Origin of the sequence: Pseudomonas sp. 1D4, from assembly GCF_001728925.1 — a bacterium.
GTDB lineage: Bacteria > Pseudomonadota > Gammaproteobacteria > Pseudomonadales > Pseudomonadaceae > Metapseudomonas > Metapseudomonas otitidis.
Window position 1 is genome coordinate 1 of the sequence record NZ_LXJQ01000015.1, and the last position, 13,792, is coordinate 13,792.

Below are 13,792 nucleotides of genomic sequence, written 5' to 3' on the forward strand. Positions count from 1 at the left end.
GTCCACATAAACGGTCTTGTAGGCCGCATCCTGGTAGGCGAGTCGCCAGCGCCCTCCGTTGAGGTTGTCGCTATAGCTGCAATACAGACCGCCCGCGCTCAGGGTGAACAGCGTCAGCACGGCAGCGAAGCGTTCATAGGTGCTGGACAGCGCCGACAGGCTGACGACTGCGAAGGCCGACCAGCCATCGGTGGCGCCAGGTCGCCAGACCTGGTTGGGCTCCAGGGAATGCAGACTCAGCGCGGCCTGGCCGGCCGTGGTCGAGCCAGTGGTCAGCCGCATGGAAATGGGCATGCCCAGGGTTTCCAGCCCGGCGCCGGTGCCGGACTGGGTCAGGCTGGCCTGGGGGTGGTAGAGCTTGCTCTGTACGCCCGGCGCTACTGGGGTCAGGTGCGGCAGTGACAGCACCTCGCCCAGCTGCAGGTCGTTGAAGTAAACGGCATTGCCCTCGCCGAATGGGTACGTGAGGAAGGTTTCGCGGTTGAGCGCGGCAGGACCTACGGGCCCAACCGGACCTGGGGTACCTGTGGGCCCCTGCAGGCCGGCCAGCACCAGGAAGCGGCGCCCGGCGTCCAAGGCCAGGACCTGCGGAGCTGAGCGCGCAGCCGTCACGACAACGGAGCTGCCCCGGGCGACGAGCACGCCGCTAGGTCGACTGCGCACCACCAGGTGGGCCGTCATACGGTCACCTCGCCCTCTACGGTGACCGGGCTGATGGCGGTCACGGCGTAGACGCTACCGTCCGGGGCGATCGCCTCCAGGTCGTAGACGGCGCTCGACCAGGTGAGCGCGGCAGCTGCAGCAGCGTCGACGCGCAGCACGAAGCACGCGCGGGCCACGTCCACCACTGCCACACCATCAGGGTTCTGGCTCGCGTCGCTGTCCCAGCTGAAGAGCGGTGTACCGGTGGCGCCGGCCTTGCTGCGCACCTGCGCCCGGCACCGCCAGCCCGTCAGGTTCACCGGACGGTTGAACACCACCAGCCCGCTGCCGGAGTAGTCCTTCCAGCAGTGGGCGTTCACCCGGTTGAACTCGATGGTGTTGGCGTCCACCACCTTGGTCTTGTAGTAGGGCTCGTCGCCGTTGGGGTCGTTGTTCAGCTCGGCCGGAGCCTTGACGCACTGGACCTGCACCGGCCAACCGTCCGGGATCTGGTGCCCGGTGATGGTCAGCCGTGCGGGCGCCTTCACCGGCATGGCCTCGATGGGCAGGAAGACCTGCTCTTCGTCGGCGTAGAGGAAGGCGAACTCAGCAGTCTTGCCGCGGGTGATCTTCAGCGGGATTTCGGGGGCATCAGGCGCCATCTCGGGCCTCCTGGCGCTTGGCCCGCACCTCGGCGTCGATCTCGCGCACTTCGGCTTCACTCAGGCCCTTGCCTGGGTGCAGCACCTCGGAAAGCCAGGAAAGCAGGCGGTAGCCGTTGTACGTCTTGCCGTCAGCGTTGAGAGCCGCCTGGCCCATGCTTCGGGCGCGGCGGGGGTCGGAAGGGTTGGGCATGGGAGCGGCCCCTGTCGTAGGTGGGTGACAGGGGCGACGCTATGTCACTGACCGTTCGCCGCAAGTGCACTTTTCTAACCGCCCAAACGGATAAAATGCGCTCCCCACAAAATCTGAAGGTGGTTTCATGGGCTACTGCAACGACAGCAAGAACTCAGTTACGGAAGGAAGCATGACTGCGTGCGGCATCAACATCTGCACGCGACACGGAAAGGCCAACGAACTGGCCGAGATGCTGAACTTCTGTGTGGCCGCATCCCGGGCAAACCTTGAGAGCAAGGTGGTGAGCCTCTTCTACGACTCCAACAGCTGCAGCTGCTCTTTCGAGCTCGCCCCTGCTGTAGACCCCTACGACGACGACGGCAAGGCGATCCTAGAGATTGCCCGGCAAACCATCGCCCAGTTCGAGTGGGATGGGATAGTCGAACATGGCGCCCCACTCGACGACATGGAGCTGTGAACACGGAGCCCGCTGATTGCGGGCTCTTTCATTCCTGCCCAAGCAACCGACGCAACCGCTCCTCATACGGCTCCTCGTGCTCCTGCTCATCCAGGTTGTAGGCCTGGCGCTCCAGCGGGATCAGGTTCTTCATGGCGGCCGACAGGTCTCGCAGCACGCCGGCATGGGAGGCGAGGCTCACCAGGCGCATCAGTTGGGTGCGCCGGCGTGTGGTCTCGTCGTTCTTGGTCTCTTCCTCGATTGCGTCCTCCAGCTCGGCGCGGTTGGTGGCCGCTTCCTCCAGCTGGCCGAACAGCATGCTGACGATGTCCTGGCCCTTGGAGATGTCTCGGCGGTGCCTTCGTACCACGTCAGCACCAGTCGTGGCGGCCGCTTCGACGATTTCCCGGTCACGTGCGTTAGGGGCTCGTACCTCGTCTCGTACCAGCTTCTCCTTCACCTGCTGGCGGACCGCATCGGCCAGGTCCTTCTGCCAGCCTTCTGCCTTCGCCCGCTTGCGGATGGCGCCCTCGGTCACACCGTACTTCTTGCCCAGCATGACGTTCGACAGTTGGCCAGCGCGATACTCGGCGTGGATCGCCTCCCAATCAGGCCCTACTTCAGACATTGCCTCCTCCCATTGGCGTTTCTCTGTTCACTCAGCGGCTCCCACCTTCATGCACCACCAGCACCTCGGGCCGGGTGGCCACGGCCTGGATGGTCTGGCGGCGCGCCTCCTTCAGCAGGCGGTTGTTCGCGGCGATGTGGTCAGCCAGGCGGCCGGCGGCCTCGATGATCAGGTCACCCAGCTGCTCCAGCGGCGCCTGCACGCGGCCGTCGTTCACGGTGACCAGGTCCTGCCTGCCCTCGAACTGGACGTTGAGCTGGATACGCCACTTCATGCCTCCCGGGCGCACCACGCCGAACGGGCGGGCGATGTACAGGCGGTAGGTGCCGATCCTCGGCTCTACGTGCTCGAGGAAGAGCCGGCGCGCGCCGTCGGGGAACACCAGGCCCACCGGCAGCCCCTGGATCTCGGCGGCCACCTTCTCGGCGGCCTGCTGCAGTTCGGCGCGGTCCATCAGGCCTTCCTCTTGGCTGCGAAGTGAGCGTCTTCCAGGGCCTGGCGGCGGGCGGCCTCCCGCTTGGCATCGCGGCGGGTGCGCCACAGGTCGGTCTTGCTGGCTGCCCAGCGGGCCATGTCCGGGTGCATCCGGAACGGGAGCGGGCCAGGCTCGGGCTGCGGCTCGCTCTTGCTGGCCACCAGGTGCTCGGCCACCTCGTAGCGGCCCTCCCCCGTGGCGTGGTCCACGAGTGCCCGGGTGACGATGAAGACGGTGTGCCCGGCGCGCAGCTCGGGCGCCAGGTAGGTGCGGCGGTTCGACATGGTCTGCCCCCTTGTCGTTACTGGTTGTTGGTGGCCTTCACGGCCTCGACGAGACCCTGGTGGCGCCTCTGGCACTCCAGGTACTGGCCCGACATCTCCACGTCGGCCAGGGTGAGTTCTGCGGGGTCGCCCGTTCCGTCCTCAGCGATCGGCACCGGCCGAAGATCCGGGCACGGCTGCAGCAGGGACTGGTCCACCAGCACGGGCGGCGTTGATGTTGCGCATCCAGCCAGCAGGCAGGCGGCAAGCAGGGTCCATCGGCTCACGGATGACCTCCTGGCGAGTCTTCTGGTAGATCGTGGTGTTGGTGACGCGGATCTCGGCGATGGCCTGGTTGGTGGACGCGGCCACCTGGTCGACGACGCTGCGCGCCAGTGCCTGCTGGTCCAGCTGCGCCTGCAGGCGGATCGCCTCCTCGCTGCCCTCCTTCCAGCCGCGAACACTCCAGCCGATGGCCAGGCCGAGAACGGTCAGGACGGCGTAGGCCGCCACACGCAGGGTGTCGATGCTCATAGGCCGCAGAGCTCCGCTTCGCCCTGCCGGCGCTCCCAGACGCCGGTGCAGTACGGTTGATCGGTCGAGCAGTCGATCTTCTTGTTGTCGCGGGTGATGAAGCGCCACTGCAGCAGCGCGCGGCAGCCGGCGGCCTGGTTGCCCTGGTTGAGCAGGCGCACTGCGGTGGACTTTCCGCAGGCAGCGTTGCCCACGTTGAAGCACCAGGACCCCACACCAGCCCAGGCGGGTTCGCTCATGGGCACCCGGATGATGCTGTGCACGTAGGCCAGCCGCTGGCCGATCTCGGTCTTGCGCCAGGCGTCGCACTGCTCGCGGGTCATGACGGTGGAAGGGGTTACCCCTTTCGTTTTCCCGTCGCACACGGTCCAGACCTTGGCGCCATCCTGGTAGGCCTTCAGCTCGTAGCGGTCGCCGCTCTCCTTCTCCCGGATGAACTGGTCCATGATCTGCGGCGCCGAGGCGCCAGCGGCCACCAGGGCCAGCACGGCGGCACTCAGCGCCGTGCGCTTCCTACTGGTCGTCATCGTTGCGCACCTTCGGCTGGGCCACGAGGCGGAGGAGCACCCCGGCCAGCATGGCCAGGGCCGTGAGGAGGATGCTGGGCAGCAGGCCCAGGTCGAGGACGGCGCGGATCTCGTCGATGAAGGGGCTGGTGGCTGCCAGCAGGGTCAGGGCGACGATCCACCACACGCTGTACATGCGCCAGAAGCGGCGCCATTGCGGGATCAGCTTCATTTGCACTTCCCCGTGACGGCGCACTCCAGGCGCTGCACCTGGCGCTCCAGCTCGCTGGCACGGCCGGCGGCGGCCTTGTAGTCGGTGATCTCGCGCAGCACGAACCACTGCAGCGCGCCAAACAGCACGGCGCCGACGGCGAAGCCGCCTACACAGCGGTTGAGCCAGCGCGTGGCCAGGTCCCGCGCGCCGTGGGCCACCTGGAATGCCGAGTCGAGGTCGGCGCGGATGCTGGCGATTGCCCGCTCGTTGCTCTCCTGGGAACGCCGTACCTCGGTATCCAGCCGGTCGCTGCGGTCCTGCAGGCGCTGCATCTGCAGCTGCATCTGGATGACCACGTCCATCTTCCCGCCGATCTCGGAGACCACGCGGTGGAGGCCGGCGACCTCCTGGTTGAGCAGTGCGAGCTCTGTTTGCATGTTCGGGTCGTCCACTTGGGGCGTCCTTGCGATGTTCGGATGGCCCGACGCTATGTCACTGGGCGGTGCCCGCAACCCTTGCAAAGCACTTTCCAGTTACAGAGCGTCGCCTTTTCACATCCCGGGCAACGGCCCAACAAAACGAGGAAACGACGATGGGGCAGAACATCGACCAGGTGGACGACGACGAGTACATGGCAGTGACCGAGGCCATGGCGGTATTCGGCGAAGAGATCGAGAAGCGCGGCAGCCGCACCTGGCTGGGCATCTCCCTGGCCGAGGACGGCTGCGAGATCGCTGCACTGGGCGGCAGGGTCAGCCCCGAGGCCCTGGATCGCCTCGAAGCCCTGCTCACCCAGCTCCGTGTGAGCGCCCAGGACGTGCCGGACGGCGAGCCGGTTGTGCTGCACCTCTCGCCGGAGGCCTAACGCGACCCCGCCAGGGCTCCGTCGTTGAATCGCGACCGCCGGAGCCCTGGCGTCAGCGCCTCCTGCCAGTTGCTACCGCGGTACCGGCGCTGCCTGACCGTGCTCCACTTCAACCCCCGCGCCACCGCCCAGGCCAGCGCGGTCATCTCCTGATCGCCCAGCCGCACCTTCATGTCCGCGGCGCACGTCATCTCCTCATGACGCATACCCACCTCCTCACCCGCTGGTCGCTTCCTTTTCCAACTGCAGCGCCAAGGCCTGATACCGGGCCTTGATCGCCTTCAGGTCTTCGATCGAGTAGCGGCGGGCCTCATGAGGCCCTTCCAGGGCCTCGACGCGCTCCAGGCCGATCTTCTCGATCAGGCGTGCGCGGTAGCCCTCCGCAACGGTGCGGCCCTTGCGGGCGTACTTGCTGGACCCGCCGTTGCAGCTCTTCAGCTGCTTGTGGCAGTTGTCCTCGTTGAAGCGCAGCTCCGGGTGCGAGCCGCGCGACAGGAAGTGGCCGGCATCCCATTTGCCCCCGGTGAGCCAGTGCTCGTCCGGCCCGTAGCTGCCGCAGCAGATGCACGGCTGATCGCGGTCGCGCAGGCGGATGAACTTGTTGAAGGCGGCCTGCGCCTCTTGCATGTACTCCCGCATGGGCTTGAGCCGCTGTCGAGCCGCGCGCAGCTCGCGACGCTCCACCTTCTCCAGGGCAACGCGCTCGCGCGCCTGCTTGGCCTTCGCAATGCTCAAGGCGCAGGCGATGCTGCAGGCCACCTGCAGCGACTTCACGGGGATGAAAGGCTCAGCGCAGGCCCGGCACTTCTTCGGCCGGGGGGCTTTTGAGGCCCTCATCAGGCCACCTCCGAGGGCATCATCTGCACCATGTCGTTCACCTGGTCTTCGTCCAGGTGCTGCCAGTAGGTGTCGATCAGGTAACGGCTGATGCCGCGCCAGAACTCGCCGAAGCGCTCCTCGGGCATCTCGTCGAATGCCAGGGACTCCGGCACGCTGCGGGTCACCCGGCCCAGCGAGCCGAGGTCGAACACCTCGTCGGCGCAGCAGACGCCGGCATCACCCTGGAGCTTCTTGATCACCGAGTGCGCGTCCATGCCGGCGAACTTGTCGATGCTCTGCGCCACCAACTGGCCCAGGCGGTGCACCCGCCGGTGGCGGCGCTCGTCGCGCGGCTGCTTCAGCTCGGCGCGCACCCGATCGCCGGCCCGGTAGCTGCGCTCCTTCAGCAGGAACCGGTCGACGTCGCTTCCAGCGACCAGGGCAAGGCGCACCTCGCCGGTGTCCGGATCAACCATGCGCTTGAATTCGAGGTACACGGGGCGGTTGGTGCGTTTCTTCGGGGCGGCAGAGGTCGCTGCGGCTTCATTGCGCATGACGCTGCTCCTGTAGTTCCTGGATGGTCTGGAGGGCGGCCCGGCGCTTCTTGGCCAGTTCGCGGCGCTCCTTCAACTTCGCGACCCGACGCTCCTCGTCCTTCTGCCCGCGGCTGGCGGCCATGCTCTGGCGGATGCGCTGCAGCTGCTCGCGCACGTCCAGGGAGCACTTGCCCTCCCCGGCCTCGGCCTTCAGTGCCTCACGGGTCTTTTCATCGGCGGTCAGTGCCAGCAGGCCGTCAGCAGAGGGACCCGCCAGCAGCCCGACGATGGCGCGGCCCTCGGCCGTGATCTGGCCGACCGCGTGGTGGGCGAGCAGCGCCTGAGCCTGGGGCGCCGGCAGCCGGCCGAGACGCTCTGCGCTCTCGATCGCACTCGCGCGCCGCTCGGCGTCGTGGCCCAGCGACAGCGACCACTTCAACGGCGTGCCCACCTGGCGCGCGGTGGTGACCAGCCGCTCGTAGGTGGCGATGAACGCCATGCGGGCGCCGATCTTGTCCCCGGCACGGAAAACGCTCTCTGCCGAGGCTGCCGCCTGCTGGATCTCCGGCGTCATCAGCACCGTCTCCGCCTCGTCGTAGCTGGTCATGGCGATCGCCCAGGCCTCGTTTGCCTCGGGCCGCCCGTCCTGCGTCACCAGGTGGCGGATCACGTTCTCCGGGGTGAGCTTCTGACCGGTACGACGCAAGGCAGACAGCGCTTCGACCAGCGGCTTCTCGCCGTAGATCTTCAGGTCAGCGACCATCAGGGCCGCAGCGCGTGGCTGCAGCTGCTGGTCCAGAATCTCGGCAGTGGCGTACAGAGACGCCAGCAGTTGCTCCTGCTGCAGCTCGTTAAGCATGGCCAGCCCTCGATGCACGTAGGATTTCCAGGGCCTGCTCAGCGGCGGACAGGTTCGAGTCGCTGCGCTCAGCCTGGCGAGCCTGGGTGTGGGTGATGGGGTTCTCGGTCTTCCACTGGGTGTGGTAGCCCTCGGCGTTGCCCAGGAGGGCCTTCAGCGAGTGGCAGCCACGGAGGACGCTGGCGTCGTTGACACGCAGGACGAAAAACGCGGCGACCTTGGGGGCGTCCGCCTGGCCAAGGCGATCCACCAGCTTCCCGAGCATTCCGCCGACAGTGGCGTTCCACACCGGCCAGGTCTTGTGGCGGTTGCGGTAGGCGATGGCGTAGTTGGCCCAGGTCCGGAAGGTCTTGCAGGTGGTGTCCTTCGGCCCTGGCATGTCAGCGGGGATCTCGCAGCGCGGCGCCGGCTGCTCCCCAGCGGGAATGAATTCCTGCGCCGGGGCCTGAATAGGCCCTCCGGCAGAATTCTCTGCTGTAGTCTCTGTTGAAATCTCTGTTGTAGTCTCTGTAAGGAATGCAGGTTTTCCGCAGGCTTGCGTGCTGGTTTTCCCCGAGCTTGCCTGTATGTTTTCCGCAGGCTTGTTTGCAGGTTTTCTGCAAACTGGTTTGCGGGTTTTCCGCGCTCTTGGTTGCGGGATTTCTACATCCAAGATTGCAGCAACAGCATCCAGCCGAACCCGGTAGTAGAGCCGGCACGGAACCCCTTTCTTCATCTCTTCCAATACGCCAGCTTTCACCAGCTTCTTGCGTGCCCCCTCCTGCTCCGAACGGGTCAGCCCTGTTTCTGCCTCCCAGTCCTCCATGGTCTTGTAGAACCAACCATCGGCGTCATCACCGCGATTCGACCAGTACACGGCCTGGGAGAGCATCAATGCCCCCGTGATGCCCGCCCCGAGTGAGACAAAGGCACGCTGAAACGCGATCGGCCGATCCAGCAGCTCCGAGAGGTTCATGCACCACCTCCCGCCGATGCTCTGACCTGATGCACGCTCCAATCGCTGAGGCAAAGTGCCGACAACTGGCCACCAAAGCAGGCGCCCGTGTCGATATAGAGGGTGTTGCCAAGCTGAACGACCATGTTGTGGGGGGTATGCCCAACCACCACCGCAGCAACGCCTTGCACAGCGTCATGCCACCCAGCTGTTGCACGCTGCCGGCTCCACAGGACCGAGGCCAGCAATGCCTGGCCCTCTTTGTCGCGAATGAGCGAGGTGCGGAGCAGGCACTGGCGGAACAGACTCCAATCATCCAACGGACATTCGGCATGGACGATTCCAACCAGGCCTCTCCCAGTGGGCACCTCGATTGCAAATGGTAGATCGCGCAACTGGACGGCGTAGTCCTGCTGCTCGGCGCGCGAAAGCCCCAGAAACCAGGCGCCGCCGTTGTAGAGGTGCATGTCGCTTTCGATCACCTCGGAAGCCGTGTCGATCACCATCTGCTCGTGGTTTCCGCGCACGGCAAAGAACCAGGGCTTGGCCAGCCACTCCAATGCCAGTTCACTCTCCGGGCCACGGTCCACGAGGTCGCCCGTACTGATCAGGCGATCACGCGACTCATCGAACGCCACTTGTGCCAGCAATCGACGCAACAGACCGAAACAGCCATGGATGTCGCCCACCACATAGTCGCGCCCGACGGTGTTGGGTTGAAGGGTAATGACCGGGCTCATGAACAACCTCCCGGCGGTTCTTTCTGAGGCGCTTCCCTAGCGAGCCGTGATGTCTGGAGGAGATCTTCTTCGTGGGCCCTCCATGACCGGAGTGAAAGCCTCACAGAGGGCTTCGAGGATTCCGCCAGGCGATCTTGGTCGCGCGTTATAAACTCTCTGACCTGAGCAAGCTGGCGCTCAAGCCGAGGATTGGTATTCCTGCCCGGCCGCGATGGGCCAGCATGTGTCTGCATGTCGGTTTGCTCCCTGGATTGGGTGGCCACGGCTGCGGCTCCCCGACTAGTCCTGGCTCTTGCGGCGGTAGAAGGGGGTCGCCCCGACACCACCCGCACGGGGCCGCGATCGCGTGGCAACTTCGGTATCCAGAAGCTGGCCAGCCAGCGCCTCGGCAGTCATGCCCCGGCGCAGCGCCTCGCGCTCCAGGCGAGCGAGCGTCATCTGGTCCAGCAGCAGATCAAGATCCGGCACAGGGCCTCCTTCGGGCCTTCAGCCCCGCTTCTGCTCGTCGGTAAGCTCGGCTTCCAACTGGTCCAGCTGGATTTCGATGAGGTCACGGCAGAACGCCGCGCGCTGGGTCTTGCGGAAACTGGCCCAGACCCTCAGCCGCTCGGCTGTTTCTTCGTTGACGCGGATCTTGATCTCCACGTCGTTGAGGTGTTTCCGGTTTGGATACATCGCCTGGCTCCTTATGCGGCCTGAGACTTGGCGTTCTGAGATGGAAACGGCCTGACTTCCTCGGCGGCATAGGTTCCATCGTCCAAGCAGATCACGTAGATATCCCGCCGCTTACGCAGAGCCTTGCTGATAGCCCCTTGGGTCACGCCGATCAGGGCGGCGGATTCGGTCTGCCCCTTCTCGGCGACAAACTCTTGGATAGAGATGCGCTTCATTGCTCGCTCCAGGTTGACTTACCCAAGGATTATTACTTGCGGTCTTTATTTAGGCAAGACCTGCGGTATTAGAAATGAATGACCGTTGGTAATAGGCTGCAAGCTATGAATCGACCATCGAAAAAGCGCCAACTTACCGACGAGGAACGCCAGGAGTGCGAAGCCCTCAACGCCCTGTACAAGGCGAAGAAGAAGTCCCTCGGTATCACCCAGGAACTGATCGCCATTGAAGGACTGAAAGCCAACTCGCAAAGCGCCGCCAACCACTACTTGCTGGGAAAAAATGCCCTCAACGTAGAGGCTGCCGCCGTGTTCGCCAGGTATTTACAGGAGCCAGTTGAGAGCTTCAGCCCACGACTGGCCAGAGAGATCGAGAAGCTTGCCAAGACGACCTCTGCTGCGCCGCCTCCAAAGCCTCCCCAGACGGACGCCGTGATAGTTGGCCCATTGGAGCCATGGGATAGCGACACACCGCTGGACGATGACGAAGTAGAGCTGCCGTTTTACAAGGAAGTCGAATTGTCTGCTGGATCTGGAAGGACCGCCTTTCGTCAAACAGAAGGTAGGAAGCTGCGCTTTTCCTACGCCACCTTACGAGCGGCAGGCGTCGACCCTGCAGCAGCAATATGCGCACAACTGACTGGCAATAGCATGGAGCCATTGATCATGGATGGCTCCACAGTAGGCATTGACACCACCGCAACGCAGATAGTCGACGGAGAAATCTATGCCTTGGAGCACGATGGAATGCTCCGGGTAAAGTTTCTGTATCGCCTCCCCGGCGGAGGGGTGCGGATTCGGAGCTTCAACAGCAGCGAATACACGGACGAGGAATACTCCGCCGATGAAATCAAGCAGATCCAACTGCGCATAATCGGCTGGGTGTTCTGGTGGTCGACGGTTCGCCACAAGCGCAGCCATTTATTGGGAAGAAGGTGATCACATGGCAGGGAATGCACGCATAGAAGAGCAATTGAAGCTCCAGACCCCCAACACCTACAAGGCGTTGACCTACCTGGTCCCAGCTCTAGCTGACACAACAAGCAGCCTGGGCAAGAAGTCTCTTTTCGGGCGCGATAAGGGTGCAGCCGCCTTCGAGAAGATGCTGGACACGCTACAACGAACAATCAGCGCGATGTACATCGACGGCTTGATCAGCCGAGCATCAACGCCACCCAACACGCTCGATACCCTTCTCAAGTTCCTTTCCCTCTTCAGTGAAGCCCACCCTAACTGGCAGGACGCATACAGCTTTGCCGGGTTCTTCTTCCAAGAAGAGCGCGACACCGCCCTAGCCACCATCGCAAAGATGCGCCCCTAACCAACACCTCCCTCACCCCCTCCATGACGTGGGCGCTAATTTTTATTACCGCCAGTCTTGACATAAAATATGACCGCAGATAATTATTACCGCACCGAGAGCTGCGACACCTATCTCGGATGCTCTTTAACAACCTGGAACCCCACGCCGGCCTCTGGTAGCCGGCCAGGCTCAACGCTGCCGCGCAGCATCTGGATGCGCGCGCCGAGGGTCTGCACTGCTAACACCTCTGCCGAGGCTCCTCAGAACGGAGATCTGTGCTCGATATGTGGACAGGCGTCGAAAGCGCTTGCAGTGAGGAAAGAAATCATCGCCCAAGCGCAGGTGGCGGGTAACAGCGCTACGAAAAACGACTGCAGCGCTCGGCATGCCGGCGCCACGGTTCCCCTGACAGCCAGAAGCAAGACCGCGGGTTGTAGAAGCCCAGTAGGCGAACGCGGAGAAACGAACAACGCAAACCCGGGGTTTCGGCCCCGGGCTGCATTGGTGGGTGATCTGAATGCGCAGGCTGATGCGTCAGCGCGGAGGGAGATGTAGGGGCGGAACTCCCCTGCTAAGTCTGGCCAGCGGATTGACTGAGGCGCCTCCCGTGAAACTGGTATGCCGGAGTTACAGCACCGGCCAGATCACCCAACCCATGCAGCCACACCACGGCACCGAGCAACCCGCCGCCCTGCCGGTAGCAGGGCACCTCCCACCACAACGAAAGGAAATCGACATGCTGCTTCTCACCCGTCGCGTAGGCGAAACCATCGAAATCGGTAACGACATCAAGATCACCGTGACCGGCATCAAGGGCAACCAGGTGCGCATTGGCATCACCGCACCGCCCAGTGTGGCAGTACACCGCAAGGAGATCGCGGACCGCATCCGCGAAGAGGTGAAGCTGGCCAGCTGATCGGCCGGCGCCCGCCAACCAGAGCCCCGCACCAGCGGGGCTTTTCACATCCGCCCCCAGTCGAGAGCACTCGCCCCCGCGCCCAACGGCAGACAGCGGGTCGGTCGAGTGCTGCCCACTGCAGGCGAGCACAGGAGAGCGACATGCGTATCAGCACCGCACAGGCAGCAGCCGAACAGCACGTTTTCGACCAACTGGAGCACCGCGAGCCCGACGCGGTGGACGCCTTCGCGGCCCACTGCGACGACTCGCTACCGAGCGAACAGACCCTGTCGCTGCTGCGCGCCGTGATCGAGACCGGCGACGCCGCCTGGCTCCGCCTGATGGCCGGCATCAAGCCCGAAGCACCGGCCCTGCACTCGGCCCTGGCCGGGATCGTGGACCACATCGAAAAGCACCGTGCCCGGTTCATCGCCGAACAGGCCCAGCAACTGACCCATGGAGAAGCGGCATGAAATACCAAGTCGACCTGATCTACTCGAAGGCCTCTCGCCAGCCCGTCTACAGCGCCACCCTGGAGGCGCCCAGCCAGAGCGTCGCGGTGGCAGAGGTCACGGCCTGGGCCCGCCAGGAGGGCTGGAAGGGCGAGCCGATCCGCAACAAGGTCCGCCAGGTGGACGGCGTGGAGGACGCGGCATGAAAAACATCCGCTTCCTCTCCCTGCGCGCCGCCATCGAAGCGCTGGCCCTGATGGGCATCCGCACCCAAGGCGACATGGCGGCAGCCGGGCTGCAGCTGAAGGAGGTGGGCAATGGCAAATGACCCGAGGGCTCGAACCCGGGGAAAGCTGGTCCCCAAGCCTCCCCTCCCCTACATCAGCCGCCGAGCATTGCGCCGGGTTCGCAACCCGCTGCCAGCCCCGACGCAGTGCCCGTACTGCGACGGCCCCGTCGAGCTGGTTGCCAACGAAGCAATCTACGGCCGCCCGTTTGGCGACTGGCCTTACGCCTACCACTGCGCTCCCTGCGGCGCGATGGTGGGCCTGCACCCAGAAACCGATATCCCCCTTGGCACGCTGGCCAACCGCGACCTGCGCGAGGCAAGGGTCACCAACAAGCAACTCTTCCACCGGATCAAGGAGCAGATGGGGTTCACGCGGTCCAGCGCCTACCTCTGGCTTGCCCGGAAGATGGGGATCGACCCCAACGAGTGCCACTTCGGCTGGTTTGACATCGAGACCTGCAAGAAGGCCGGCGACATCTGCAGAAGGAACCTCAAATGAACAGCCCTCAACGCGAGCGGCGCTTCGCCATCTGGCGTGGCGCCTTCGTCGCCATCCTCGCAATCGTCGGCTGGCTGTTCCTCAACGGCCTGGCAGACCGCATCGCCCCCACCAGTGCGCCGGCGGCGCAATCGAGCCGATAGGAGCATCCC

The 13,792-nt window shown here is 64.6% G+C and carries 29 protein-coding genes; 10 read left to right on the forward strand and 19 right to left on the reverse strand.

The annotated features are described in order from the left end of the window. The 3 genes from A7D27_RS09935 to A7D27_RS27785 all read right to left on the reverse strand — a co-directional run. A partial coding sequence (locus tag A7D27_RS09935; RefSeq protein ID WP_218188485.1) for a hypothetical protein occupies positions 1-681 on the reverse strand: 681 nt, incomplete at its 3' end. Further along, positions 678-1,304 (reverse strand): hypothetical protein, encoded by a 627-nt coding sequence (locus A7D27_RS09940; RefSeq protein ID WP_069564763.1) that lies wholly within the window; start codon positions 1,302-1,304, stop codon positions 678-680. The genes A7D27_RS09935 and A7D27_RS09940, both read right to left, overlap by 4 nt. After that, positions 1,294-1,497, reverse strand: a complete 204-nt coding sequence (locus A7D27_RS27785; RefSeq protein ID WP_139131126.1) for a hypothetical protein — start codon at positions 1,495-1,497, stop codon at positions 1,294-1,296. The genes A7D27_RS09940 and A7D27_RS27785 overlap by 11 nt, the downstream gene beginning before the upstream one ends. Positions 1,498-1,624: 127 nt before the next feature. On the opposite strand from A7D27_RS27785, the gene A7D27_RS09945 reads away from it, so the two are divergent. Further along, entirely contained in the window at positions 1,625-1,957 is a 333-nt protein-coding gene (locus A7D27_RS09945; protein WP_139131127.1) for a hypothetical protein, read from the forward strand. A 28-nt stretch (positions 1,958-1,985) separates the two neighbouring features. Here A7D27_RS09945 and A7D27_RS09950 read toward each other — a convergent pair whose 3' ends face one another. From A7D27_RS09950 to A7D27_RS09980, 7 genes are all read right to left on the reverse strand, one after another. Then, on the reverse strand, positions 1,986-2,564 hold the full coding sequence (locus A7D27_RS09950) for a hypothetical protein (protein ID WP_069564764.1): 579 nt from the start codon (positions 2,562-2,564) through the stop codon (positions 1,986-1,988). Between the two features lie 31 nt (positions 2,565-2,595). Beyond that, positions 2,596-3,018 carry a hypothetical protein gene (locus tag A7D27_RS09955; RefSeq protein ID WP_069564765.1) on the reverse strand — a complete coding sequence of 141 codons (423 nt, stop codon included), beginning with the start codon at positions 3,016-3,018 and terminating at the stop codon, positions 2,596-2,598. Further along, positions 3,018-3,323 carry a hypothetical protein gene (locus A7D27_RS09960; RefSeq protein WP_069564766.1) on the reverse strand — a complete coding sequence of 102 codons (306 nt, stop codon included), beginning with the start codon at positions 3,321-3,323 and terminating at the stop codon, positions 3,018-3,020. The genes A7D27_RS09955 and A7D27_RS09960 overlap by 1 nt, the downstream gene beginning before the upstream one ends. A 141-nt stretch (positions 3,324-3,464) precedes the next feature. After that, a complete protein-coding gene (locus A7D27_RS09965) occupies positions 3,465-3,836 on the reverse strand; it encodes a hypothetical protein (protein WP_069564767.1) in 372 nt (123 codons plus the stop codon). After that, positions 3,833-4,363 (reverse strand): lysozyme, encoded by a 531-nt coding sequence (locus A7D27_RS09970; protein WP_069561029.1) that lies wholly within the window; start codon positions 4,361-4,363, stop codon positions 3,833-3,835. The genes A7D27_RS09965 and A7D27_RS09970 overlap by 4 nt, the downstream gene beginning before the upstream one ends. Continuing rightward, positions 4,350-4,574, reverse strand: a complete 225-nt coding sequence (locus A7D27_RS09975) for a hypothetical protein (RefSeq protein WP_069561030.1) — start codon at positions 4,572-4,574, stop codon at positions 4,350-4,352. The genes A7D27_RS09970 and A7D27_RS09975 overlap by 14 nt, the downstream gene beginning before the upstream one ends. Further along, entirely contained in the window at positions 4,571-4,993 is a 423-nt protein-coding gene (locus tag A7D27_RS09980; protein ID WP_139131129.1) for a hypothetical protein, read from the reverse strand. Before A7D27_RS09980 ends, A7D27_RS09975 begins: the two co-directional genes overlap by 4 nt. A 155-nt stretch (positions 4,994-5,148) precedes the next feature. On the opposite strand from A7D27_RS09980, the gene A7D27_RS09985 reads away from it, so the two are divergent. Beyond that, on the forward strand, positions 5,149-5,421 hold the full coding sequence (locus A7D27_RS09985) for a hypothetical protein (RefSeq protein ID WP_069561032.1): 273 nt from the start codon (positions 5,149-5,151) through the stop codon (positions 5,419-5,421). Here the strand turns inward: A7D27_RS09985 and A7D27_RS09990 are convergent. From A7D27_RS09990 to A7D27_RS10030, 9 genes are all read right to left on the reverse strand, one after another. Then, complete coding sequence (locus A7D27_RS09990; RefSeq protein ID WP_069561033.1) at positions 5,418-5,627, reverse strand: hypothetical protein; 210 nt, start codon at positions 5,625-5,627, stop codon at positions 5,418-5,420. The two genes, A7D27_RS09985 and A7D27_RS09990, sit on opposite strands and share 4 nt — an antisense overlap. 10 nt (positions 5,628-5,637) lie before the next feature. Further along, on the reverse strand, positions 5,638-6,258 hold the full coding sequence (locus A7D27_RS09995) for a recombination protein NinG (RefSeq protein WP_069564768.1): 621 nt from the start codon (positions 6,256-6,258) through the stop codon (positions 5,638-5,640). Further along, entirely contained in the window at positions 6,258-6,794 is a 537-nt protein-coding gene (locus A7D27_RS10000; RefSeq protein ID WP_069561035.1) for a hypothetical protein, read from the reverse strand. The genes A7D27_RS09995 and A7D27_RS10000 overlap by 1 nt, the downstream gene beginning before the upstream one ends. Further along, the gene (locus A7D27_RS10005) at positions 6,784-7,635 is read right to left on the reverse strand and encodes a hypothetical protein (RefSeq protein WP_069561036.1); all 852 of its coding nucleotides are present in this window, start codon (positions 7,633-7,635) and stop codon (positions 6,784-6,786) included. Before A7D27_RS10005 ends, A7D27_RS10000 begins: the two co-directional genes overlap by 11 nt. Continuing rightward, positions 7,628-8,590, reverse strand: a complete 963-nt coding sequence (locus tag A7D27_RS27100; protein WP_083265589.1) for a hypothetical protein — start codon at positions 8,588-8,590, stop codon at positions 7,628-7,630. Before A7D27_RS27100 ends, A7D27_RS10005 begins: the two co-directional genes overlap by 8 nt. Continuing rightward, positions 8,587-9,309, reverse strand: coding sequence for a metallophosphoesterase (locus A7D27_RS10015; protein ID WP_069564769.1), 723 nt, complete (start codon positions 9,307-9,309; stop codon positions 8,587-8,589). The genes A7D27_RS27100 and A7D27_RS10015 overlap by 4 nt, the downstream gene beginning before the upstream one ends. Positions 9,310-9,588: 279 nt before the next feature. Beyond that, a complete protein-coding gene (locus tag A7D27_RS10020) occupies positions 9,589-9,777 on the reverse strand; it encodes a hypothetical protein (protein WP_069564770.1) in 189 nt (62 codons plus the stop codon). Positions 9,778-9,795: 18 nt separating this feature from the next. After that, positions 9,796-9,984: a hypothetical protein gene (locus A7D27_RS10025; protein ID WP_069564771.1), complete on the reverse strand. Its 189-nt coding sequence runs from the start codon at positions 9,982-9,984 to the stop codon at positions 9,796-9,798. An 11-nt stretch (positions 9,985-9,995) separates the two neighbouring features. Beyond that, a complete protein-coding gene (locus tag A7D27_RS10030) occupies positions 9,996-10,199 on the reverse strand; it encodes a Cro/CI family transcriptional regulator (RefSeq protein ID WP_069564772.1) in 204 nt (67 codons plus the stop codon). Between the two features lie 105 nt (positions 10,200-10,304). Between A7D27_RS10030 and A7D27_RS29075 the strand changes: the two genes are divergently transcribed. The 8 genes from A7D27_RS29075 to A7D27_RS28325 all read left to right on the forward strand — a co-directional run bounded on the left by A7D27_RS29075 (position 10,305) and on the right by A7D27_RS28325 (position 13,783). Next, positions 10,305-11,138, forward strand: coding sequence for a helix-turn-helix transcriptional regulator (locus tag A7D27_RS29075; RefSeq protein WP_069564773.1), 834 nt, complete (start codon positions 10,305-10,307; stop codon positions 11,136-11,138). Between the two features lie 4 nt (positions 11,139-11,142). Beyond that, positions 11,143-11,520 carry a hypothetical protein gene (locus A7D27_RS10040; protein ID WP_069564774.1) on the forward strand — a complete coding sequence of 126 codons (378 nt, stop codon included), beginning with the start codon at positions 11,143-11,145 and terminating at the stop codon, positions 11,518-11,520. A 718-nt stretch (positions 11,521-12,238) separates the two neighbouring features. Next, positions 12,239-12,418 (forward strand): carbon storage regulator CsrA, encoded by a 180-nt coding sequence (csrA, locus tag A7D27_RS10045; RefSeq protein ID WP_069564775.1) that lies wholly within the window; start codon positions 12,239-12,241, stop codon positions 12,416-12,418. Positions 12,419-12,561: 143 nt separating this feature from the next. Further along, positions 12,562-12,873 (forward strand): hypothetical protein, encoded by a 312-nt coding sequence (locus A7D27_RS10050; RefSeq protein WP_069564776.1) that lies wholly within the window; start codon positions 12,562-12,564, stop codon positions 12,871-12,873. After that, on the forward strand, positions 12,870-13,058 hold the full coding sequence (locus A7D27_RS10055) for a hypothetical protein (RefSeq protein WP_069561044.1): 189 nt from the start codon (positions 12,870-12,872) through the stop codon (positions 13,056-13,058). Before A7D27_RS10050 ends, A7D27_RS10055 begins: the two co-directional genes overlap by 4 nt. After that, complete coding sequence (locus A7D27_RS28670) at positions 13,055-13,180, forward strand: hypothetical protein (protein ID WP_256557154.1); 126 nt, start codon at positions 13,055-13,057, stop codon at positions 13,178-13,180. The genes A7D27_RS10055 and A7D27_RS28670 overlap by 4 nt, the downstream gene beginning before the upstream one ends. Next, positions 13,170-13,640: a zinc-finger-containing protein gene (locus A7D27_RS10060; RefSeq protein ID WP_083265590.1), complete on the forward strand. Its 471-nt coding sequence runs from the start codon at positions 13,170-13,172 to the stop codon at positions 13,638-13,640. Before A7D27_RS28670 ends, A7D27_RS10060 begins: the two co-directional genes overlap by 11 nt. Then, on the forward strand, positions 13,637-13,783 hold the full coding sequence (locus A7D27_RS28325; protein WP_170832288.1) for a hypothetical protein: 147 nt from the start codon (positions 13,637-13,639) through the stop codon (positions 13,781-13,783). The genes A7D27_RS10060 and A7D27_RS28325 overlap by 4 nt, the downstream gene beginning before the upstream one ends. Positions 13,784-13,792 lie beyond the last annotated feature (9 nt).

Coding starts and splice junctions, on each gene's coding strand:
- A7D27_RS09940 (WP_069564763.1), bottom strand. CDS start 1,304: ATGGCGCCTGATGCCCCCGAAATCCCGCTGAAGATCACCCGCGGCAAG.
- A7D27_RS27785 (WP_139131126.1), bottom strand. CDS start 1,497: ATGCCCAACCCTTCCGACCCCCGCCGCGCCCGAAGCATGGGCCAGGCG.
- A7D27_RS09945 (WP_139131127.1), top strand. CDS start 1,625: ATGGGCTACTGCAACGACAGCAAGAACTCAGTTACGGAAGGAAGCATG.
- A7D27_RS09950 (WP_069564764.1), bottom strand. CDS start 2,564: ATGTCTGAAGTAGGGCCTGATTGGGAGGCGATCCACGCCGAGTATCGC.
- A7D27_RS09955 (WP_069564765.1), bottom strand. CDS start 3,018: ATGGACCGCGCCGAACTGCAGCAGGCCGCCGAGAAGGTGGCCGCCGAG.
- A7D27_RS09960 (WP_069564766.1), bottom strand. CDS start 3,323: ATGTCGAACCGCCGCACCTACCTGGCGCCCGAGCTGCGCGCCGGGCAC.
- A7D27_RS09965 (WP_069564767.1), bottom strand. CDS start 3,836: ATGAGCATCGACACCCTGCGTGTGGCGGCCTACGCCGTCCTGACCGTT.
- A7D27_RS09970 (WP_069561029.1), bottom strand. CDS start 4,363: ATGACGACCAGTAGGAAGCGCACGGCGCTGAGTGCCGCCGTGCTGGCC.
- A7D27_RS09975 (WP_069561030.1), bottom strand. CDS start 4,574: ATGAAGCTGATCCCGCAATGGCGCCGCTTCTGGCGCATGTACAGCGTG.
- A7D27_RS09980 (WP_139131129.1), bottom strand. CDS start 4,993: ATGCAAACAGAGCTCGCACTGCTCAACCAGGAGGTCGCCGGCCTCCAC.
- A7D27_RS09985 (WP_069561032.1), top strand. CDS start 5,149: ATGGGGCAGAACATCGACCAGGTGGACGACGACGAGTACATGGCAGTG.
- A7D27_RS09990 (WP_069561033.1), bottom strand. CDS start 5,627: ATGCGTCATGAGGAGATGACGTGCGCCGCGGACATGAAGGTGCGGCTG.
- A7D27_RS09995 (WP_069564768.1), bottom strand. CDS start 6,258: ATGAGGGCCTCAAAAGCCCCCCGGCCGAAGAAGTGCCGGGCCTGCGCT.
- A7D27_RS10000 (WP_069561035.1), bottom strand. CDS start 6,794: ATGCGCAATGAAGCCGCAGCGACCTCTGCCGCCCCGAAGAAACGCACC.
- A7D27_RS10005 (WP_069561036.1), bottom strand. CDS start 7,635: ATGCTTAACGAGCTGCAGCAGGAGCAACTGCTGGCGTCTCTGTACGCC.
- A7D27_RS27100 (WP_083265589.1), bottom strand. CDS start 8,590: ATGAACCTCTCGGAGCTGCTGGATCGGCCGATCGCGTTTCAGCGTGCC.
- A7D27_RS10015 (WP_069564769.1), bottom strand. CDS start 9,309: ATGAGCCCGGTCATTACCCTTCAACCCAACACCGTCGGGCGCGACTAT.
- A7D27_RS10025 (WP_069564771.1), bottom strand. CDS start 9,984: ATGTATCCAAACCGGAAACACCTCAACGACGTGGAGATCAAGATCCGC.
- A7D27_RS10030 (WP_069564772.1), bottom strand. CDS start 10,199: ATGAAGCGCATCTCTATCCAAGAGTTTGTCGCCGAGAAGGGGCAGACC.
- A7D27_RS29075 (WP_069564773.1), top strand. CDS start 10,305: ATGAATCGACCATCGAAAAAGCGCCAACTTACCGACGAGGAACGCCAG.
- A7D27_RS10040 (WP_069564774.1), top strand. CDS start 11,143: ATGGCAGGGAATGCACGCATAGAAGAGCAATTGAAGCTCCAGACCCCC.
- csrA (WP_069564775.1), top strand. CDS start 12,239: ATGCTGCTTCTCACCCGTCGCGTAGGCGAAACCATCGAAATCGGTAAC.
- A7D27_RS10050 (WP_069564776.1), top strand. CDS start 12,562: ATGCGTATCAGCACCGCACAGGCAGCAGCCGAACAGCACGTTTTCGAC.
- A7D27_RS10055 (WP_069561044.1), top strand. CDS start 12,870: ATGAAATACCAAGTCGACCTGATCTACTCGAAGGCCTCTCGCCAGCCC.
- A7D27_RS28670 (WP_256557154.1), top strand. CDS start 13,055: ATGAAAAACATCCGCTTCCTCTCCCTGCGCGCCGCCATCGAAGCGCTG.
- A7D27_RS10060 (WP_083265590.1), top strand. CDS start 13,170: ATGGCAAATGACCCGAGGGCTCGAACCCGGGGAAAGCTGGTCCCCAAG.
- A7D27_RS28325 (WP_170832288.1), top strand. CDS start 13,637: ATGAACAGCCCTCAACGCGAGCGGCGCTTCGCCATCTGGCGTGGCGCC.